This window comes from Cytobacillus sp. SAFR-174 (assembly GCF_051964675.1).
Classification (GTDB): Bacteria; Bacillota; Bacilli; order Bacillales; family Cytobacillaceae; genus Cytobacillus.
The window spans coordinates 277,807-295,746 of the sequence record NZ_JBQCMZ010000001.1 but is presented as its reverse complement, the minus strand read 5'-3'; the positions used below and the strand labels follow the sequence as shown (position 1 = coordinate 295,746).

The window sequence follows — 17,940 nt, the reverse complement described above, 5'->3', positions numbered from 1 at the left end:
TTTTTATACTTGGAATGATTACTTTAAGAGAAACATATTGGTTTACCAGAATAGATTATTTACTATTTTTCCTCTTTCCAGCCTCCTGATCAGCCCTGTAGATGAAAGCAAATACCTCAGCAACAGCCTGATAAAGCTCTTCAGGAATCCCTTCATTGATATTAAGCTTGCCAAGAAGCTCAACAAGGGCAGGGTCTTCCTGAACCGGAATACCATGTTCCTTAGCCTTTTCAAGGATATTTTCAGCTGTCAGACCCTTCCCTTTTGCAGATATCCTAGGTGCCCCATGACTCTCAGAATCATATGTTAATGCTACCGCTTCTTTCCTTTGTGCAACACGCTCTTTTTTCATATTCTAATATCTACTCCGCTGAATTGATTTGCCTGTACAATTGATGTCATTGTTTCTCTTGCTAAAAGTGAATCACCTTCAGGCTCAGGCTTCTGGAAGGAAACCGAGGACATCTTATAATTTAATTTCAATAAATTTGCTTTTAATTCAGCTGCAAATGGAGCTGTCAAATCCTTTATTTCGCTGTGCCCGTTAATAACTGAAATGCTGATGATTCTGTTTTGGACCTGAAGGTCGATAATCGTTTCATTCAGGTGCTCCAAATCTAAATAAAAGATAACACGGCAATGGTTTGGATCAATATTTCCGCCTTCTGTTCTCCTTCCGCTCCACTGCATTGTCATATCAGAGATCTTTCCCCATAAAGAAACCGGAAGCTGAAAGATAAAATGCTGCAATGGCCCTGATTCCTGCGAGAGAGCCTGAAAGCCGGTTATTTTATGCAGCAGCCGTTCCGCTGCATCTTTAGCTGCATGTGCTGGTTCTTCGGTTAAGAAGCCCATCAGAAGCTGTTTGAGAGTATCCAGATTTTTGACGGCTCCATCATCATGCTGTTTTAATAACTTTAGGACGTCATGTTCATGAGAAAACCCTAATGCTGTGATTATTCTCTTTAACTCACTATGTATATTACGCTGATCATATGGGAAATGAGATTCGGGACGCAGGCTATTTTTTATTTCTTCCAGCATTGTGATTTCCTGAGGGCTTAGTGCAGCTGCAGCGAAGGGTTTTTCACCGCCCAATAATTTCCCCGCCTGAACAGCAGCCAGACGGAACTTGTCTCCATCTAATAAATGTTCTATATCATCATTAATTATAAGAGATAGGACCGATTTAAAAACGGTGTTAAGTATATTTTTTTCTGCAGGAAAAGATATACTGCCATTTCGAAAATCATTGAGTAAGTTTTGTAGAGCTTGTGCTTGTCCGCTGCTTTTAGAACTTTGTACGATAACTCCATTGAGTTTGGCTAAATTCAATATAAATTGCTGCCTGTTCCCTGATTCGCTTGTTTTCAGAAGGTCATTCAGTGTTTGAATAATCGGTATATTTTGCACGCCGTCCCCAATAAGCTTTTTTATGGCAGCACCCTCGTCAGCCTCAGCTGGAAACATCCCCACTGCTTTCAGGAGCTGGAAAGCTGAGAGGGATCCTGCCTGATCTTTTGCATTCAGCCACTCTGAAAACAGTCTGACAACTGCCTGCTGGCCAAGTTTGTCCCTTGAAGTCTTTGTCATATTGCCCAGCAGGGAGTATATTTTCTGCCCATTGGATGATAAATCGGCTCTCTTTAACTCATCCTGTAATTCTCCCATAATCGAAGAAAGAGAGTCACCGTTTAAGACTGAAAATAGCGCTGAATAAACATCTTTCGAAAAGGGAAGCTGCCTTAATATCATCTCTTTTACCGTCCTCAGGCCTTCCGCTGCAGATTTGCTTTCATAGATCCATTCCGATGCCATTCTTAAAGTTTCACCTGTAATCGGCAGCTGCTCTTTAAGAAAATATTGAATCAGCATTTTATTTTCCCTGGACAATTTCATTCCCAGCTGACTTAAAAGGCTTTCAGCAGGAGCTCCTTTACTTTGGCCGTTTACAGATTCCATAACTCTTAAGCGCAGCAGTCCTTCACCAGTTTCTACTCTGAACCAATATCTATTGTCCGCTGACAAAGGGGTTTCAAGCTGCGCAATCACTTTATGTGACCCGATCTGCACCTCTGCCGTTTGATTAGGAAATAGCTTTGCTACTTTTCCGCTGACAATTTGCCCTGGCCTGAGCGCAGCCGTCTTTTCTGCATTGCTCTGGTCATGCCTTATGATTTTTTGAATTATTTCAGACGGCTTCATACCTTCACCTTCTATTCTATTTCAATAAGAATCTTTTATTGGCGCAAAACTTTTCCGGTGATAAGGCGTAATTCCATGAAGTGTTATCGCTTCAAGATGCTCCTTAGTTCCATAGCCCATATTTTTCCCGAATCCATACTGTGGAAACTCTTTGTCTATTTCAGCCATCATTCTGTCTCTTGTAACCTTGGCTATGATTGAGGCTGCAGCAATCGTTGCGCTTTTGCCATCTCCCTTAATGATTGCTTCCATTGGATAAGGTGTTAAAAGTTTTACGGCATCTACAAGCAGGAATTCCGGTTTTGGATTCAGGCCTTCAATCGCTGACAGCATTGCCTTTTTTGTCGCTTCAAAAATATTGATGCGGTCGATTTCCTCTGGCTCGATGATCCCAACGCTGACCGCCTCGGCCTCAGCGTTAATGATTTGAAAATATTCTGCTCTTTTTTGTTCAGGCACTTTTTTTGAATCATCTAATCCCGGCAGATAAAAGTTTTCAGGCAGAATAACTGCTGCAGCTACTACCGGCCCCGCAAGCGGCCCTCTGCCGACTTCATCTATTCCGGCAATTAATTGAAAACCCTGGCTTCTGTACTGACGTTCATACCTGGTCATTTCTTTATGCTTCTCATATATTTTCTTTTGCAGCAGCTGACGTGAATGCCATTTTGCCAAAAGCTGCTGCACGCCTTTTCTGTCATCCTGTTTGATTGAGTGAAGGAATGGATCATCCTCTAACTCAATTGTTTTCATCTTTTCTTCTATTTGGCGAATGGTTAGCTTTTCCATTATTTCTCCTTTATCATCTCAGGCTCTTTTTTAATGATTGTTGTTTTGAATTCAGCCCGTTGATTTCCGCTCCAGGCACTTGCTTTCCGCGGGGAGGAATGCGAGCCTCCTCGGCTTCGCCTGCGGGGTCTCACACTTCCCTCTCCTCCCGCAGGAGTCAAGTGCCCTCCGCTCCAATCAACTCAGAGGTCTAATTTAGTTACCTGCCGAAAAGCAACAAACTTTACGAATACATTCTAATCTATCCTATGTATCGGCATTTCTGCAAAAAAATAAAGGCCTTCTGTGAACAGAAGGTCTTCATTAAAATTATTCAGCTTCATTCCGCACTGCCATTTCCTCCGGCAGCTCCAATGTAATTGGTCCCATTTTTTCAGAACGGAATTCCCTGATTACCAGCTCTGTTACTTTATCATAATCAATTTCGCCGCCGCCCATCAGGCAGCCGCGCAGCCTGCCAATTTTATCAAAGACTTCAACGATATCTTCCGGGATTTCTTCGATCTGGTAGCGGTCATTCAGACGATCCGGATATCTGTCGCCGAGAAAGCGCAGGGCGTATATTGCAACATCCTGGAGATTTAGAATAGTATCCTTGATCGCTCCTGTCAGAGCAAGCTTAAGACCCACTTCCTGATCTTCGAATTTCGGCCATAAAATTCCCGGTGTATCGAGCAGCTCCAGCTCTTTCCCTACCTTTATCCACTGCTGGGCTTTCGTAACGCCGGGAGTATTTCCTGTCTTTGCAATATTCTTTTTGGCCAGCCGATTGATAAGTGTGGATTTTCCGGCGTTCGGAATACCAACAATCATTGCCCGAATTGCCCTTGGCTTGACACCTTTCGCTCTCATTCGATCGAATTTCTCCTGAAGGATTTCCTGAGATGCGGAGACGATTTCTTTCATGCCTAGTCCGGCTTGTGAATTTATCGCAAGTGCTCTTATGCCCTTATTTTCAAAATGTCTGATCCACTTCTTCGTCGCTTCTTTATCAGCCATGTCAGCTTTATTCAACAAAACAAGCCGGGGTTTGTGCTGAATGATTTCATCGATCATCGGATTTCGTGATGAATAAGGAATCCTTGCATCAACGAGCTCAAAGATGATATCAACCAGTTTTAATTTTTCTGTAACCTGCCTTCTGGCCTTCGCCATATGGCCGGGAAACCACTGGATTGTCACAGCCGGCACCTCCATCCAATATGTATTTATATAACAAACAATCGTCAATCAACGATGCGAATATCCTCTATTGGCCAATATATTACTCCGGCATCGCCCAGTACTTCTTCCATTGCAACAGGGCCAATATGACGGCTGTCCTTGCTGAAGCGGCGGTTGTCGCCCATTACAAACAAATGCCCTTCTGGAACTGTTTCCTGTCCGATCTTTTCCTTTAGAGTAAATGGCTCTGTCAAAGGTCCATCGATTACCTGTTTCTTATATTCATCCAGGTAAGGCTCTTCATAGGCTTTTCCATTTACATAAAGAGTATCATCTTTATATTCAATCTTATCTCCTGGAAGACCTATTACTCTTTTGATGTAATCTTTGTTTTCCGGTGCATGGAATACAATGATGTCGAAGCGCTCCGGCTCTCCAATCTTATAGCTGAACTTATTAACAATCATTCGATCCTGATCATGCAATGTTGGCATCATTGATAAGCCGTCAACCACAATCGGCGCAAATAAAAAATATCTGATGACTGCCGCTAACAGGACTGCGATTACAAGAGCTTTTGTCCATTCCCACAATTCATTTTTCTTTTTTGCCATAGCCTTCCCCACCATTCTTCCGTCAAAAATTATGCTTATATCCCTGCATGTCCCGCAGTAAGTGATTTCTATTGTTTATTGTACAAAAATTCATCTTAATAAACACGATGGGAATCTCATTTATATATTATTTAACATTTATGTAATATTATTTGCATTCTGCTTCATGAAAGAAAAAGGAGCTTGATTATCAAGCTCCTTCTTTTCTTTATTATCGAATTTCTTTGATACGAGCTTTTTTACCGCGAAGGTTACGCAGGTAGTAAAGTTTCGCACGGCGGACTTTACCGCGGCGGATAACTTCAAGCTTCGCAATCTTAGGTGTGTGCACAGGGAATGTACGCTCAACGCCTACACCGTAAGAAATCTTACGAACTGTGAAAGTTTCGCTGATTCCACCACCACGACGCTTAATCACAACACCTTCGTATACCTGAACACGCTCACGAGTTCCCTCAACAATACTTACGTGTACACGTACAGTATCACCAGGACGGAAAGACGGAAGGTCAGTACGAAGCTGTTCTTTTGTGATTTCTTCAATTAACTTTTGCATCGTTTTCAACTCCTCTCAACAGACGCTCTTGCACAACCTATGTTTGCAGCGGAACATCTTTATCAGACGCAAACTGAACAAGTTCAGCCTAAGTCACAAAAAGTATCATATCATATTTGGACGGCAACTTCAATGTTATTTATCTTCTTTTTTTATTTCATTTAGCCATTTTTGCTGTTCACTTGTTAATTCTGCATCTTCAAGAAGATCCGGTCGTCTTAAATACGTTCTTCTCAAGGATTCTTTGGCTCTCCATTCTTCGACAAGACGGTGATTGCCTGACATGAGAACATCCGGAACTTTGATGCCTCTGAAGTCGGCAGGACGTGTATAATGAGGATGTTCAAGAAACCCTGTACTAAAAGAATCTTTCATATGAGATTCCTGATTGCCTAATACACCAGGCAGCAATCGGACGACACTGTCGATTACAACCATCGCTCCAAGCTCTCCGCCAGTCAGCACAAAATCACCAATTGAAATTTCATCTGTCACAACATGTTCACGTATTCTTTCATCATACCCCTCGTAATGGCCGCATACAAAAATCAGGTGATCTGCTTCTGCCAGTTCTTCGGCTTTTTTTTGCGTATAGCGTTCCCCTTGGGGACACAGCAGGATAACCCTCGGAGACGCACCGCTTTTACTGCGAAGATCCTCAACCGCATCAAATATCGGCTGCGGTTTTAAAACCATCCCCGCTCCTCCGCCATATGGGTAGTCATCAACGGTTTTGTGCTTATTGTCGGCATACTCCCTAAAGTTGACCACATTGTACGTTACCGCTTCATTTTCTGCGGCTTTTTTTAATATGGAATGCCCAAAGACCCCTTCAAACATTTCAGGAAACAGCGTGAGCACATCAATATTCATCATGAAAGCAATCCTTCAATCGCATTAATTTTCACAAGTTTATCTTCCACATTAACTTCCTTAACAACATCTTCAATATACGGGATTAGAATTTCCTTACCGCCTTTTGCTTTAATTACCCACACATCATTTGCTCCGGGAGAAAGAATTTCTTTGATTTTGCCTACTTCATCTCCATCAAGAGTTTCAACCGTACACCCTATGATTTCATGGTAGTAAAATTCATCCTCTTCAAGATCGCCAAGCTGATCTTCTGAAATTTTCAGAATGCCGCCCTTCATTTTTTCAATCTGATTGATGTTCTCGTATCCTTCAAAGGTAAGCAGATCAAACGATTTATGAGTGCGGTGTGATTTCACTGTCAGCTCAACGGGATCACCTTCTGTGTCAGGCATGAACAAATAAAGTTTATTTCCCGGCTTATACCTCTCTTCAGCAAAGTCTGTTTTTGAAATGACTCTCGCTTCCCCTTTAATGCCATGGGTGTTCACAATTTTTCCAACGTTAAACCATTTCTGCATGCACTATCACCTCTAGCGTATTTCATCAACAATTCCATCTCTTATGATGATTGTTTTCCCTTTTTCTATGTCTTCCCAGGGTGTACCCTTTTGAACCTCGATAATCGCCTGGACTTCTTTTTCTTTTAATTCACTTCCTAATGGTAGCATATGTAATTGTTCTATTTGAAAATCCAGCAGCTGAACTTTTTCCTGCCTCAGTTGAATTTCCTTTTCAAAGTGCTGTTTCAGACTGGCAGGATGCAGCTTTTTGGTTTTTTCCTGTTTTTTCAGTTCAAACCTTAGCTGATCACTTTCTTTCTGCAGCTGCTTTTTTTTGGCCGCATAGCCTTCCAGCAGTTCCTGCTTGCTGTTCTCTGTCAGCACCTGTTTAACTGTAACCGTTTGGATAATGTTCATGTACAGCGCCTCCCAAATCATAATCCGAATGAAAAAACGGCGTTACTGACACTGCTGTCATGTTCTTAGTTGGCGATGTTATTTTTTTAAATTGTAAAAAAAGGAGGGGAAACCCCTCCTTTTTTGGCTGCATCCTGCTCATTGCAGGATAATTATTCGATGATCTCTAAAAAGATCTTCTTTTGTTCTGATGAACCTGCTGCATAAACAACGGTCCGTATTGCTTTCGCAACGCGCCCTTGCTTCCCAATTACTTTCCCCATGTCATTCTTGTTGACAGAAAGCTGATAGGTTACGCGCTGATCCTCTTCTTGGACATTCACTAGAACATCTTCCGGAAAATCAACAAGGGGCTTAACAATCGTTTCGATAAGCTCTTTCATCTTATAATGAATTACTTACCGTTTTTAGCGTTATGGAATTTTTCCATAATGCCTTGCTTAGAGAAAAGGTTACGTACTGTATCAGATGGCTTAGCACCTGTCTGAAGCCATTTAAGAGCCAACTCTTCATTGATTTCAACGATCGCTGGTTGAGCAACCGGATTGTAAGTTCCTACTGTTTCAATGAAACGTCCGTCACGAGGAGAACGAGAATCAGCTACAACGATACGATAGAAAGGGTTTTTATGAGCACCCATACGCTTTAAACGAATTTTTACTGCCATTTTAAATAAGCACCTCCGAATAGTTTCACACAAGATAGTATAATATCAGATAGTTAATTAGTTTGTAAAGGTTTTTTTCTTTACATGTTATGAAAAGCTTAAATAGCGGCTTAAAAAGGGTTAAAAGGAAGCTTGAATCCGCCTTTTTTCTTGCCTTTTTGCTGCATGCCTGCCATTTGCTTCATCATCTTTTTCATGTCTTCAAACTGCTTCAGCAGACGGTTAACTTCAGGGACGGTTCTTCCGCTTCCCTTGGCAATCCGTTTGCGGCGGCTTGAATTGATGATTTCCGGATGAGTTTTCTCTTCCTTAGTCATCGACTTAATAATGGCTTCAACGTGAGTGATTTGCTTCTCATCGATTTGCATATTATTCAAGCCTTTAATTTTGTTGGCGCCAGGCATCATTTTCAGAAGCTCATCAAGAGGTCCCATTTGGCGGACCTGACCAAGCTGATCCAAAAAGTCATCAAATGTGAAAGAAGCAGTGCGCATCTTCTGCTCAAGCTCTTTTGCCTTTTCTTCATCCACATTGGCCTGTGCTTTTTCAATTAGGGATAAGACATCCCCCATACCTAAAATACGGGATGCCATCCTTTCTGGATGGAACGCTTCAAGGGCATCCAGTTTTTCGCCCAGACCGACGAATTTAATCGGCGTGTTTGTTACGGATCTAATAGATAGAGCCGCTCCGCCTCGGGTATCGCCATCCAGCTTTGTCAGGACTACTCCTGTAAGACCCAGCAGATCATTGAAGCTTTGTGCTACATTAACCGCATCTTGACCAGTCATGGCATCTACAACAAGGAAAATTTCATCTGGATTGGAAAGCTCTTTGATTTGCTTCAGCTCATCCATTAAAGCTTCATCCACATGCAGTCTTCCTGCTGTATCGATTAGAACATAATCATTATGATCCTCTTTTGCCTTTGCGATCGCCTGTTTTGCAATTTCAACAGGACTGACTTGATCGCCAAGGGAGAAGACAGGCATATTCAGCTGTTTGCCAAGCGTTTCGAGCTGTTTAATCGCCGCAGGGCGGTAAATGTCTGCAGCAACCAGCATCGGATTGCGGTTATACTTTTTGCGGAGCAGGTTCGCAAGCTTTCCGGTTGTAGTCGTTTTACCGGCACCCTGAAGACCGACCATCATAATGACTGTCGGCGGGCGATTGGAAACAGCAATTTTACTCTGCTCTCCGCCCATCAGTTCCGTTAATTCTTCTTTAACAACCTTTATTACCTGCTGTCCCGGCGTCAGGCTCTTTAATACTTCCTGCCCGACAGCGCGTTCACTGACTTTTTTGACGAACTCCTTGACAACTTTGAAGTTAACATCCGCTTCCAAAAGGGCGAGACGGACTTCACGCATCATTTCTTTTACATCCGCTTCATTAATTTTGCCTTTTCCGCGGATCTTCTGAATTGTATTTTGCAGTCGGTCGGCCAATCCTTCAAATGCCATATATGCCGCCTCCTAATCTAATTTCTCAAGCTCTGCCACTGCTTCTTCCAATGCCTCCCGGGAAGGGGAGCCTTCCTGAAGCATCTCTTTTATTTCTGCAATCAGCTTGCTGCGCTCTTGAAATTTATGAAATAATAGTAGCTTTTCTTCATACTCTTCAAGCATTGCCTCTGTTCTCTTAATGTTGTCATAAACCGCTTGCCGGCTAACTTCATATTCCTCGGCAATCTCTCCAAGCGAAAAATCATCCAGGTAGTAAAGGGACATATAGCTTCTCTGCTTAGGAGTTAACAACGATTGATAGAAATCATAAAGGTAGTTCATCCTCGTTGTCTTTTCGAGCATCCCTATTCCCCCTTGTTAAGTGAAAAGCCTTTACAAAGTAAAGTTTACATAGATTTTTACATCATGTCAAGAAAATATCTTTACAGTGTTGGCAGTATCTAATTCCGGGTGAACCCTGAAGGCATCATTCAACTCTGATTTCACTTATTTTTTCCTGTTTTTTGCATCCAGCAGTCTTTTCATCCGCTCCTCTCTCTCTTTCGGCGAGAGTTCTGCTGCTGGATTTGGACGGTTCGGCTTCTTTGCTTTTGTTTTCTCCGGTGTTTCCTTGACAGGAATATCACCTTGAAGTTTAACAGTTGCCTGTTCGGAAGGAGAGGTTTTTTTTCTGGATGCTTTAAGTTTTGGTACCTTCAGAGGCGCTTCTGGCTTTTCTTTTACTTTTCTGTTTTTCTTCAAAATTCCCGCTGCAAGACCCGTTAGGCCAAAGCGCCTTACTGTGATTTCTGAAAAAAAGAACAGGAATGCAGCGAGAAGAAGCCATTCGCTGATTGGCTGTTTGGTGCTTGCCGGTTTTTTCAGCGGCCGGAATGCTTCATCTCCGCTCGCGAGCTCCTTGCCTCCAGTCATTTTTGAGAGTGACTTCAAATGCTCTTTATTTGTTCCCTTTTGCAAATACTCCTCAGAGTAGGGAATAGTAAAACCGGTCTGATGAACCTGAACATTCCCATTATGATCTGTCTGTTTAATATTTAAAAAATACATGCCCGCACTTTCAGGCATCAGCGCCTCATACTTACCTGGCGCAGTAAGCCTCATATTAGCTTCTATCTGTTCACCCGTTTCTGACACGATTGATGTCTCAATAGGCAAAGAAATACTTGCCGCAGACTCCAGGCTGAGTACTGTATTACCATCCTTGTTCTCAACATCGACTCTATATGGTTCACTTTCATACTGCGGCAGGGTTTTAGTAACAAGCTGATTAATAAAGGCCGGCCACTTTTCCCAGCTTGCCCATTCTCCCGACCACTTGCCTGAGATGTCGGATGTAAAGGCCGCTGTCCACCCCATTCCATATTGCCATTCAGCAAGTATCGGGTCTTTTTTTTCACTTAACAGCGGCACCTGTGCCCTCGGCTTAGCAGTGGAAGCTATATAGGCATTCATTTCCGGCACACCTTTTTCAAAAAGAGAGGACCAGTCAGGGTAAGGCTGGATACTTGGGTAAAAAGGTTTGTCCTCGATATAAGTTCGCGTGGCCATTACGGTTTCACGTGATAAAATGCTTGGTATAACGGAAGAGTCTGTAACATCGTAAAAACGCCCAGATCCCATTCCCGCAAGTTCTTCCAGCAGGCCTCTATCAGCATCCTGGCCAAGTGCAACAGTTGAGAGAGTGATATTCTTCTCTTTCCCGCTTTCAATTAAAAGCTCATAGTCTCCATTTGTGGCAGATTGGCCATCTGTCAGCAAAATGATATGCTTTCTTTGCAGCTGTAAATCTTCAAGCTCACTGTATGCCTGTTCCAGAGAGGTAAAGATTTCTGTACCCCCGCCCGGTGTAATGGATTTGATTTTTTCAATTGCCTTTTGCTTATCCTTGAGAGGCTTGGTTTCAAGGATTTCCCATGGGCGGTCATCAAATGCAATGAATCCGAGTGTATCTTCTTCACGCAGCAGTTCAACTGAACGGGCAGCCGCCTCTTTCGCCAATTCGATTTTATTTCCTGCCATGCTTCCAGAACGGTCCATAACTAACACAAGACCTAAGGAAGGCATTTCTTTCTTGCCTTTGATATCCATATCCACCGGTAGCAATTTCTCAATCGGAGTTTTAAAATAGCCCCCCAGCCCGAAGCTTTCTTCACCGCCAAACATAATAAAACCAGTGCCGAATTCTTTCACTGCCTTCTCCATCAGCATCATTTGCTGCTCTGAGATGACAGTTGCAGGGACATTATTAAAAATAATCGACTGATATTGCAAATAACCTGAGAGTACGGTCGGAAGCTTCTCTGGAATAACGATGTCTGTCTCCAGGCCTGAACCCTTTAAAAGATTTGCAAGATCGCCAGCTTCCTCTCCTTGTACGATTAGGATCTTAGGGGTACCCTTCACATTCACAACTGAATGAAGTGCATTGTTTTCAGAGTAGGCATCCCGGTCTGCAGCTATCTCTGCTTTATATACCGTTAACCCTGCGGTATCCGCTTTGTGGGTAAACGTATAAACATTTTTCCCTTCGTTCACATGAACAGTTTCCTTTAATACTTCTTTATGATTTACCGATAGCCTGATATCAGCTTCTTTGGCAGCGTTGCTGGTAACTTCTATTGTAATCGGAGCCTCTTCTCCTAAATATAGTGAAGGAGGAACATTTAATTCTGAGATTGAGACATCGTCTCCTGCTGCCGTTTTTAATGGCACATGGTCAATCTCGATATTCCGATTTTTTAAAACTGCTGCTGCTTCCAGGCTTTTTCCTTCCGTTTCATTCCCGTCCGTCATCAGGACAATTCTGCCGGAAGACTCCCTCGGAATGAGTGATGCGGCAAATTGCAGGCCTGCTTCCAGATTCGTTTGAGAATCTTCAGCCACCCCGTTAAATTCGTTTATAGCTTCACGGTTTCTGCCCAGATTCTGTTCAAGTACTGCATTTTTCCCAAATGCAGCCACTGCAAATTGGTCGTCATTTTTCCTGTGGCTGGTGCTGTTTTCTATCCAGGCAAGTGCTTCCTCATTTGTGCCAATGCTTGCAGAACGGTCGGCAAGAAATATGACGGTCTGTCCCTTTACCGGAAGAACCACTTGGGGAACGGTCAGTGCAATAATTAACAATGAGAAAATGATCAGCCTCAAACCGGCAATCCAAAATTTTTCATTTCCTTTTCCGCTGTGATTTCGAATAAATAAAAAGACGATAATGACAGCAGGAATCAGGAGCAGAAACAGGAAGGGATATTTAACCTCTATGCCCACGGCGATATACCTCCCATTCGATAGCAATCAGTATTAAAGCTATTAACGCCAGCCAGAACCAGAGACTTTCATTAGGTCTTTGGGTCATGCTGCTTTTTTCAGATGATTTAGCGTTCAGTGTGAAGGATTCTTCTGTTCCTGCACTTTTCTCCCTTTCATCCAGAAGGACGGAAAAAAAATAAACTTGATTACCTGATACAGCCTGGTAAGTTCCGGGGATAATAGGAGCTTTAAAGGTTTCCTTGTTTAGATCAAGAGAGAATAGATTTTCGTCTTTATTATTGAAAATTTCCCAGCTTCCAGTTCCATTGCCGATATTTATCCATCTTTCTTCTCCGGAGCTGAAATATCCGAGGAAATCTGATTGCTGAGATAGCCACTGGTAAGAGTTATATAGAAAGATTGGAAAACCTGGCAGGAGAGGCCAATCTGTGTCGGATAGATCAAAATTGACGATAATAATTGGCTGTCCATTATGCATTCCCCTTTGGACTAAAGGAATATCCCCGCTTTTCAATAAAGTCTCCCATTCTCCTTTCAGAGCGGAGGAGGCAGAACTGATATACACCTTTTCAAAGTTTGCATATTCAAAAAGAGGATCCTCATCCCCCGAAATTGCTTCTTCAAGTTTTGCTTTATCTTTGCTTGTATTAAAAAAGATCATCGGCAGCTCCGGGAGTTCCGATAAAGTGCTTCCTTCCGCCACAACGACACCTTTCATATCCAAACCTTTGAGAGCAGCCGGATCTGTCTGCAGCAATTCGGCTCCAATTGTTTGAAATCCCTTCACCGCAAATGGATTTACATCTCCCATTGTGTAAACCTTTGGTTTCGGGTCGGTGTAAATAGAAGCTGAATGATTATCCGCTCTATACCCATCGCTAATAGAGATAGCTGCCTCGTAGTAAGGTTTTTCCAGCAGATTTTTTATTTGGACGGTTTTCTCCTCATTAGCTTTTAATGAGAGATTCTGTTCAAACAGGATTTCTTCCTCAAATTTCACTGTAAAACCTGTCTCTATACTTCCAGAAGACTGGTTTTCTATCACTGCAGCCGCCGAAATACCATCACCGGCGGCCGCTGTCCCAAACGACTGCAGTGACACATTCCCCGCGTTCTCTCCAATATTATGTACCACAGTATATAGACCGGCCAATTCCTTCATTAAATCTTTCTTTCCAGCAGAATCTGAAAATATATGAAGAGCCGTGTCTTTTCCTGAAGATAAGGAGCCTGCCAAAAGAACGGCTTTTTTCATATTCTCATGTTCATAAGTAGGCTCCAGCCCCTCAATGGTTCTTCCAATAGCATTTAGATCATCTTCCCGGCTTAAGAGAATCTCATTTTTCTCTCCTGATTTAATTAAGCTTACCTGCTGGCCATTAAGCTTGCCTGCCAGATCAAGCATTTCCTCTTTTGCGGTCTCAAAACGGCTTTTCCCTCCACTTTCAGCTGTCATAGAAGCGGATGGATCAATGATGATGATTATGTGTTCTCCTTTTAAAGAATCTTCAAGCCAAAATGGACGCACAAGGGCCAGCATCAATAATACAAGTGCCAATAATTGCAGCCAAAATAACAGATTCTGCTGGAGCTTTTTCAGCCAGGGGGAAGCCTGCCATTCATTCAGCACCTGTTCCCAGAGCAAATTGGATGAATTGGTCTTTTCCGCATACTGCTTCCGAAAGAAATAAAATAAGACAAACGCTCCGATAAAAATGGATAAAATAAAATAAACAGGATTTAAGAATTGCATGTTGTTCTCACCTGACCAGCCCCTTCGCATACAGATCCCTGAAAAGAACAGTCTGAAGATCTCTTGTTTCAGGAGCAAAGATATATTGGCCGCCATACCGCTTGCATAAAATCTCAAGCTGTTCATTATGTTTTTTTAGTCGCTTTTCATATTCGGCCAATACGGCAGGACTCATACTCACATTTACAGCGGTCCCTGTTTCACTATCAATTAACTTTACATCTCCAGAATATGACGGTGTCATTTCTTCTTCAGCCTGCACCTGAAATAGCCAGAACTCCTGTTTCAGCCCTCTTAGCTTCCTAAACAGGCTTTCCCATTCCTGAAGCGGTTCAAAACCATCCGCTATTATTACAGCAAGCTGCTGGTGCCTTGAAAGAGTGTCTTTTAAGCTGCCCAGAAAGTTATTGGACAGAGCTGAAGGTTCAATTTTCTGGATTTCCATGAATGTTCGCCTGCTGTAAACAGAGCCTTTTCTTTTAATAGGCTGTAAGCCAGCAGAAGAAACAGGTGAAAACAGGAGCCGGTCTTCACCAGAAAGAATCATAAAGCTCAAAGCCGCAGCCAGCGCTTTGGCATACTCCCATTTTGCTTCCATTTTGGTCATTGATGAAGTGGCATCCAGATAAACAGCAATAGACAGTTCCTGCTCATCAAGGAAACGTTTAATATAATGTTTTTGTGTTCTGCCATAGACATTCCAATCTATTTGCCGGATATCGTCTCCGGGCTGATATGCTCTGAAGTCAGAAAATTCCATGGAAGATCCAAATTTATGGGATTGCCTGGAACCTGAATGAAACCCTCTTTTTCTTGTCTTTACAGCAACTTTACGCTTCTGCAGCTTTCCAAGAAGGATTTGATGGCTGTTCATCAGCTCTTAGCTCCCCTGGAATTTTCTTTTATCAGAGCTTCAATAATCGAATCTGTCGTAATCCCCGCTGCTTCTCCTTCAAAGTTTATAATGAGGCGATGGCGCAGAACGGGATAGGCAACATTTTTAAGGTCGCCTATGGAAACATGGAACCTTCCTAAGCATAATGCTCTTGCCTTGGCCATATTTATCAGACTCTGAAGTCCGCGGGGACCGCTCCCGTATTGGACGTATTCTTTCACTGTTTCCGGCGCATCCTCTGAACCCGGATGTGTGGCAGTGATCAGCCAAACAGCATAATCAAGGATATCCTCTGATACGAGGATTTCTCTTGTGAGTTCCTGAAGAGCAACTACATCATTTAGCCCGGCCGCTTTATTTAAATGAGTATTTTGCACACCTGTAGTTCTCCGGGCAATTTCTTTTAATTCTTCCTGCGACGGATAAGCTACGTTTACCTTACAGATAAACCGGTCGGTTTGCGCCTCCGGCAGAGGATATGTTCCTTCCATATCAATCGGGTTTTGAGTTGCAAGAACAAAAAATGGCTTTTCCATTCTTTTGGTTTCACCCATAATGGTAACCGTTTTTTCTCCCATTGCCTCAAGCAGGGCACTTTGTGTTTTAGGTGTTGCCCTGTTAATTTCATCTGCCAGGATGATGTTGGCGAATATGGGCCCTTTATGAAAACTGAACGTTTGCCTGCCTGCTTCATCAGGCTGAAGCAGCATCGTTCCGGTTATATCGGATGGCATAATATCAGGGGTAAATTGAATACGGGAAAATTTCAGGTCCAGCACTTCTGCAATAGTCTTAATCAGCATCGTTTTACCAAGCCCAGGCAAACCTTCAAGCAAAACATGGCCTCCTGAGAAAATGCTCCATAATACTTGTTCGACTACTTCCTCCTGGCCTACTATAAATGATTGAATTTCATCTCTCACTCTTGCAATAATATCTGCTGCTTGTGCGAATTGCTGTTCTTTTTCCTGTGTTACGGACATTGAAGTCACTCCTTGTCAGGATCTATACTTGTAAAATAATTTTTAACGATTTCCTCTAAATCAGCCGGCAGCTTATACCGGTCGGTGCTCTGCCTGTATGACGCCTCATAATTTCCAAATACCTCACTGTAAGGTCTGATCGTTCCCTTTAATACAGGACCTTCCCCGTCAAATTGCTGGCCTGGAGTCCCTTGACCAAGACTGCCATTGTCATTTTCAATATTCGTCTTCCCTTCCATGCCGGATGGAATGGTGAGCAGATCCCTGGATCCCTGTCCAAGTCCGGCACCTCCACCTAGACCGCTGCCCGAACCACTCCCTGCGCCTGAGCCTGAACCAGATCCTGAACCAGATCCTGAACCACTTCCGGAGCCGCTGCCTGAACCACTTCCGGAGCTGCTGCCATTTCCGTTGTTTGGGCTATTGCCAGGCTGATTTTGATTATTTTGCGGATTTGGATTATTCTGCTGCGAAGACGGCGATGAATTAGGATTATTTACCTGGCTACCCGGCTGCCCGGGAGGTGAAAATGCAAGCTGTCCCGGCGTCAGTCCATTGGCAGCCATTTGCTGCTGTAATGAAAGACCTGAACTCTGAAGAGCTTTTTGAGCTGCTGCCAGCTGTTTTATGAGCTCTTCTGATTGCAATAGGTTCTCGAGCTGTTCAATAAGTTTTGACAGTTCCTCTTCAGACAGCTGCCCCTCACTGCCGGTAAGCTGTTTCAATGCATTGCTTTGTTCTTCAGTAAGTTCTTTCTTCTCCTTCTCAAGTTTTGCTAATTCTTCCCGGAAAGAAGCCAGATCTTTCTCCTCCAGCATTCGGCTTAATTGCTTTAAACCGCTATTATCAAGGGTGTTTTTCATGTTTTCCAGGCTCAGGGATTTTTCTTTTTCTTTGATCGCCTTTAATTCCAGACTTTTTGTTTGTTTCGCAAGCTCCTTCAAAGCTTCCTCAGCAGACTTTTTTTCTGCAATCTTCTCTTTCGCTTTCTCTAATGCTTTTTTTACTTCAGGATTCTTTTCTTTTTCAGCTTTTTTCTCAAGTTCCTCTTTTGCTGCTTCCACTAACTTGTTTTCCTTCTCCCATTTTTGAGCCAATTCCATTTTATCTCCCGGAATCATGTATAAAAGTACTGCCAGGCCTAGAAAAGCCAAACACAATAAAACAGGTATAGGGTGGATGAAAGCCTTCTTCCTGCCTAAAACCTGATGGTGTACCTTTTTCATATGCTTTACTGCATCTGCAAGCTGCAATCTTGCCAGAACAGCATCATCCAAAAGGAAAGAATGGGCTGTAATAACCCTGTCTTCCGCTACAAACCCGTTATATAATGAAGCCGCCTGCATTATGTCAGGCCGCTTCTTCCAAATCCGAAAAGCAGCGACAAAAGCTGAGAGCAATATAATCAGCAGGAAATAGTTTTGCAGGTAGGGGATTACGAAAATTCTTGCTAAAACCATAAGACACAGGGCCAAGACAGCGGCTGCTAAAAGGAATACCTGAAATTCCTTAACGATCAGCTGAATGAGGAGCTGTCTTTTTACCGGTTTTAAGAGTTTAAGATATTGATTGCGGTCTTCCACCGATATCATTCCCTTATTATAAATTTCGGGCAATTCCCTCTCCTGGGATTTGCCCGAATAAAGTGAAACTTCAATCAGTGGGGGGCTTTATCCCCCACTGATTGTTAGTTGAGGCCCACAGGACAAGGAAGGCTTCGTCAGCATGAGCATCGCACGACCGAAAGCGGTAGCTTTTGGGAGGACGTGGCGTTCTTAGTCTTTGTCC

18 protein-coding genes are annotated in these 17,940 nt (G+C 43.0%); all 18 read right to left on the bottom strand.

Features of this window, described 5'->3' with window-relative positions; all coding sequences use genetic code 11:
* Positions 1-55: 55 nt before the first annotated feature.
* The 18 genes from ACTHRG_RS01465 to ACTHRG_RS01380 all read right to left on the bottom strand — a co-directional run bounded on the left by ACTHRG_RS01465 (position 56) and on the right by ACTHRG_RS01380 (position 17,768).
* Complete coding sequence (locus tag ACTHRG_RS01465) at positions 56-352, bottom strand: EscU/YscU/HrcU family type III secretion system export apparatus switch protein (RefSeq protein ID WP_076255754.1); 297 nt, start codon at positions 350-352, stop codon at positions 56-58.
* Complete coding sequence (locus ACTHRG_RS01460; protein ID WP_440230436.1) at positions 349-2,205, bottom strand: hypothetical protein; 1,857 nt, start codon at positions 2,203-2,205, stop codon at positions 349-351. The genes ACTHRG_RS01465 and ACTHRG_RS01460 overlap by 4 nt, the downstream gene beginning before the upstream one ends.
* A gap of 21 nt (positions 2,206-2,226) precedes the next feature.
* Entirely contained in the window at positions 2,227-2,994 is a 768-nt protein-coding gene (locus tag ACTHRG_RS01455; RefSeq protein ID WP_076255750.1) for a ribonuclease HII, read from the bottom strand.
* Positions 2,995-3,303: 309 nt separating this feature from the next.
* Entirely contained in the window at positions 3,304-4,176 is an 873-nt protein-coding gene (gene ylqF, locus ACTHRG_RS01450; RefSeq protein WP_076255748.1) for a ribosome biogenesis GTPase YlqF, read from the bottom strand.
* A 44-nt stretch (positions 4,177-4,220) separates the two neighbouring features.
* Positions 4,221-4,772 carry a signal peptidase I gene (gene lepB / locus ACTHRG_RS01445; protein ID WP_035328928.1) on the bottom strand — a complete coding sequence of 184 codons (552 nt, stop codon included), beginning with the start codon at positions 4,770-4,772 and terminating at the stop codon, positions 4,221-4,223.
* A gap of 211 nt (positions 4,773-4,983) precedes the next feature.
* Positions 4,984-5,328, bottom strand: a complete 345-nt coding sequence (gene rplS, locus ACTHRG_RS01440) for a 50S ribosomal protein L19 (protein ID WP_009330779.1) — start codon at positions 5,326-5,328, stop codon at positions 4,984-4,986.
* A gap of 135 nt (positions 5,329-5,463) precedes the next feature.
* Positions 5,464-6,201: a tRNA (guanosine(37)-N1)-methyltransferase TrmD gene (gene trmD / locus ACTHRG_RS01435; protein WP_076256222.1), complete on the bottom strand. Its 738-nt coding sequence runs from the start codon at positions 6,199-6,201 to the stop codon at positions 5,464-5,466.
* Entirely contained in the window at positions 6,201-6,722 is a 522-nt protein-coding gene (gene rimM / locus ACTHRG_RS01430) for a ribosome maturation factor RimM (RefSeq protein WP_076255747.1), read from the bottom strand. Before rimM ends, trmD begins: the two co-directional genes overlap by 1 nt.
* 12 nt (positions 6,723-6,734) lie before the next feature.
* The gene (locus tag ACTHRG_RS01425) at positions 6,735-7,121 is read right to left on the bottom strand and encodes a YlqD family protein (RefSeq protein ID WP_048009044.1); all 387 of its coding nucleotides are present in this window, start codon (positions 7,119-7,121) and stop codon (positions 6,735-6,737) included.
* Positions 7,122-7,273: 152 nt separating this feature from the next.
* Positions 7,274-7,504 (bottom strand): KH domain-containing protein, encoded by a 231-nt coding sequence (locus ACTHRG_RS01420; RefSeq protein ID WP_048009045.1) that lies wholly within the window; start codon positions 7,502-7,504, stop codon positions 7,274-7,276.
* An 11-nt stretch (positions 7,505-7,515) separates the two neighbouring features.
* Entirely contained in the window at positions 7,516-7,788 is a 273-nt protein-coding gene (gene rpsP, locus ACTHRG_RS01415; RefSeq protein WP_009330784.1) for a 30S ribosomal protein S16, read from the bottom strand.
* Positions 7,789-7,898: 110 nt separating this feature from the next.
* Positions 7,899-9,251, bottom strand: coding sequence for a signal recognition particle protein (gene ffh / locus ACTHRG_RS01410; protein ID WP_035328920.1), 1,353 nt, complete (start codon positions 9,249-9,251; stop codon positions 7,899-7,901).
* Positions 9,252-9,263: 12 nt separating this feature from the next.
* Positions 9,264-9,596 (bottom strand): putative DNA-binding protein, encoded by a 333-nt coding sequence (locus ACTHRG_RS01405; RefSeq protein ID WP_076255745.1) that lies wholly within the window; start codon positions 9,594-9,596, stop codon positions 9,264-9,266.
* A 144-nt stretch (positions 9,597-9,740) separates the two neighbouring features.
* Positions 9,741-12,518, bottom strand: coding sequence for a VWA domain-containing protein (locus ACTHRG_RS01400; RefSeq protein ID WP_076255743.1), 2,778 nt, complete (start codon positions 12,516-12,518; stop codon positions 9,741-9,743).
* Positions 12,502-14,274: a vWA domain-containing protein gene (locus ACTHRG_RS01395; protein ID WP_076255742.1), complete on the bottom strand. Its 1,773-nt coding sequence runs from the start codon at positions 14,272-14,274 to the stop codon at positions 12,502-12,504. The genes ACTHRG_RS01400 and ACTHRG_RS01395 overlap by 17 nt, the downstream gene beginning before the upstream one ends.
* A gap of 7 nt (positions 14,275-14,281) precedes the next feature.
* Entirely contained in the window at positions 14,282-15,148 is an 867-nt protein-coding gene (locus ACTHRG_RS01390; protein ID WP_076255740.1) for a DUF58 domain-containing protein, read from the bottom strand.
* Positions 15,148-16,152: an AAA family ATPase gene (locus ACTHRG_RS01385; protein WP_440230435.1), complete on the bottom strand. Its 1,005-nt coding sequence runs from the start codon at positions 16,150-16,152 to the stop codon at positions 15,148-15,150. Before ACTHRG_RS01385 ends, ACTHRG_RS01390 begins: the two co-directional genes overlap by 1 nt.
* A 5-nt stretch (positions 16,153-16,157) precedes the next feature.
* Positions 16,158-17,768, bottom strand: a complete 1,611-nt coding sequence (locus ACTHRG_RS01380; RefSeq protein WP_076255735.1) for a hypothetical protein — start codon at positions 17,766-17,768, stop codon at positions 16,158-16,160.
* Between the last annotated feature and the right edge of the window lie 172 nt (positions 17,769-17,940).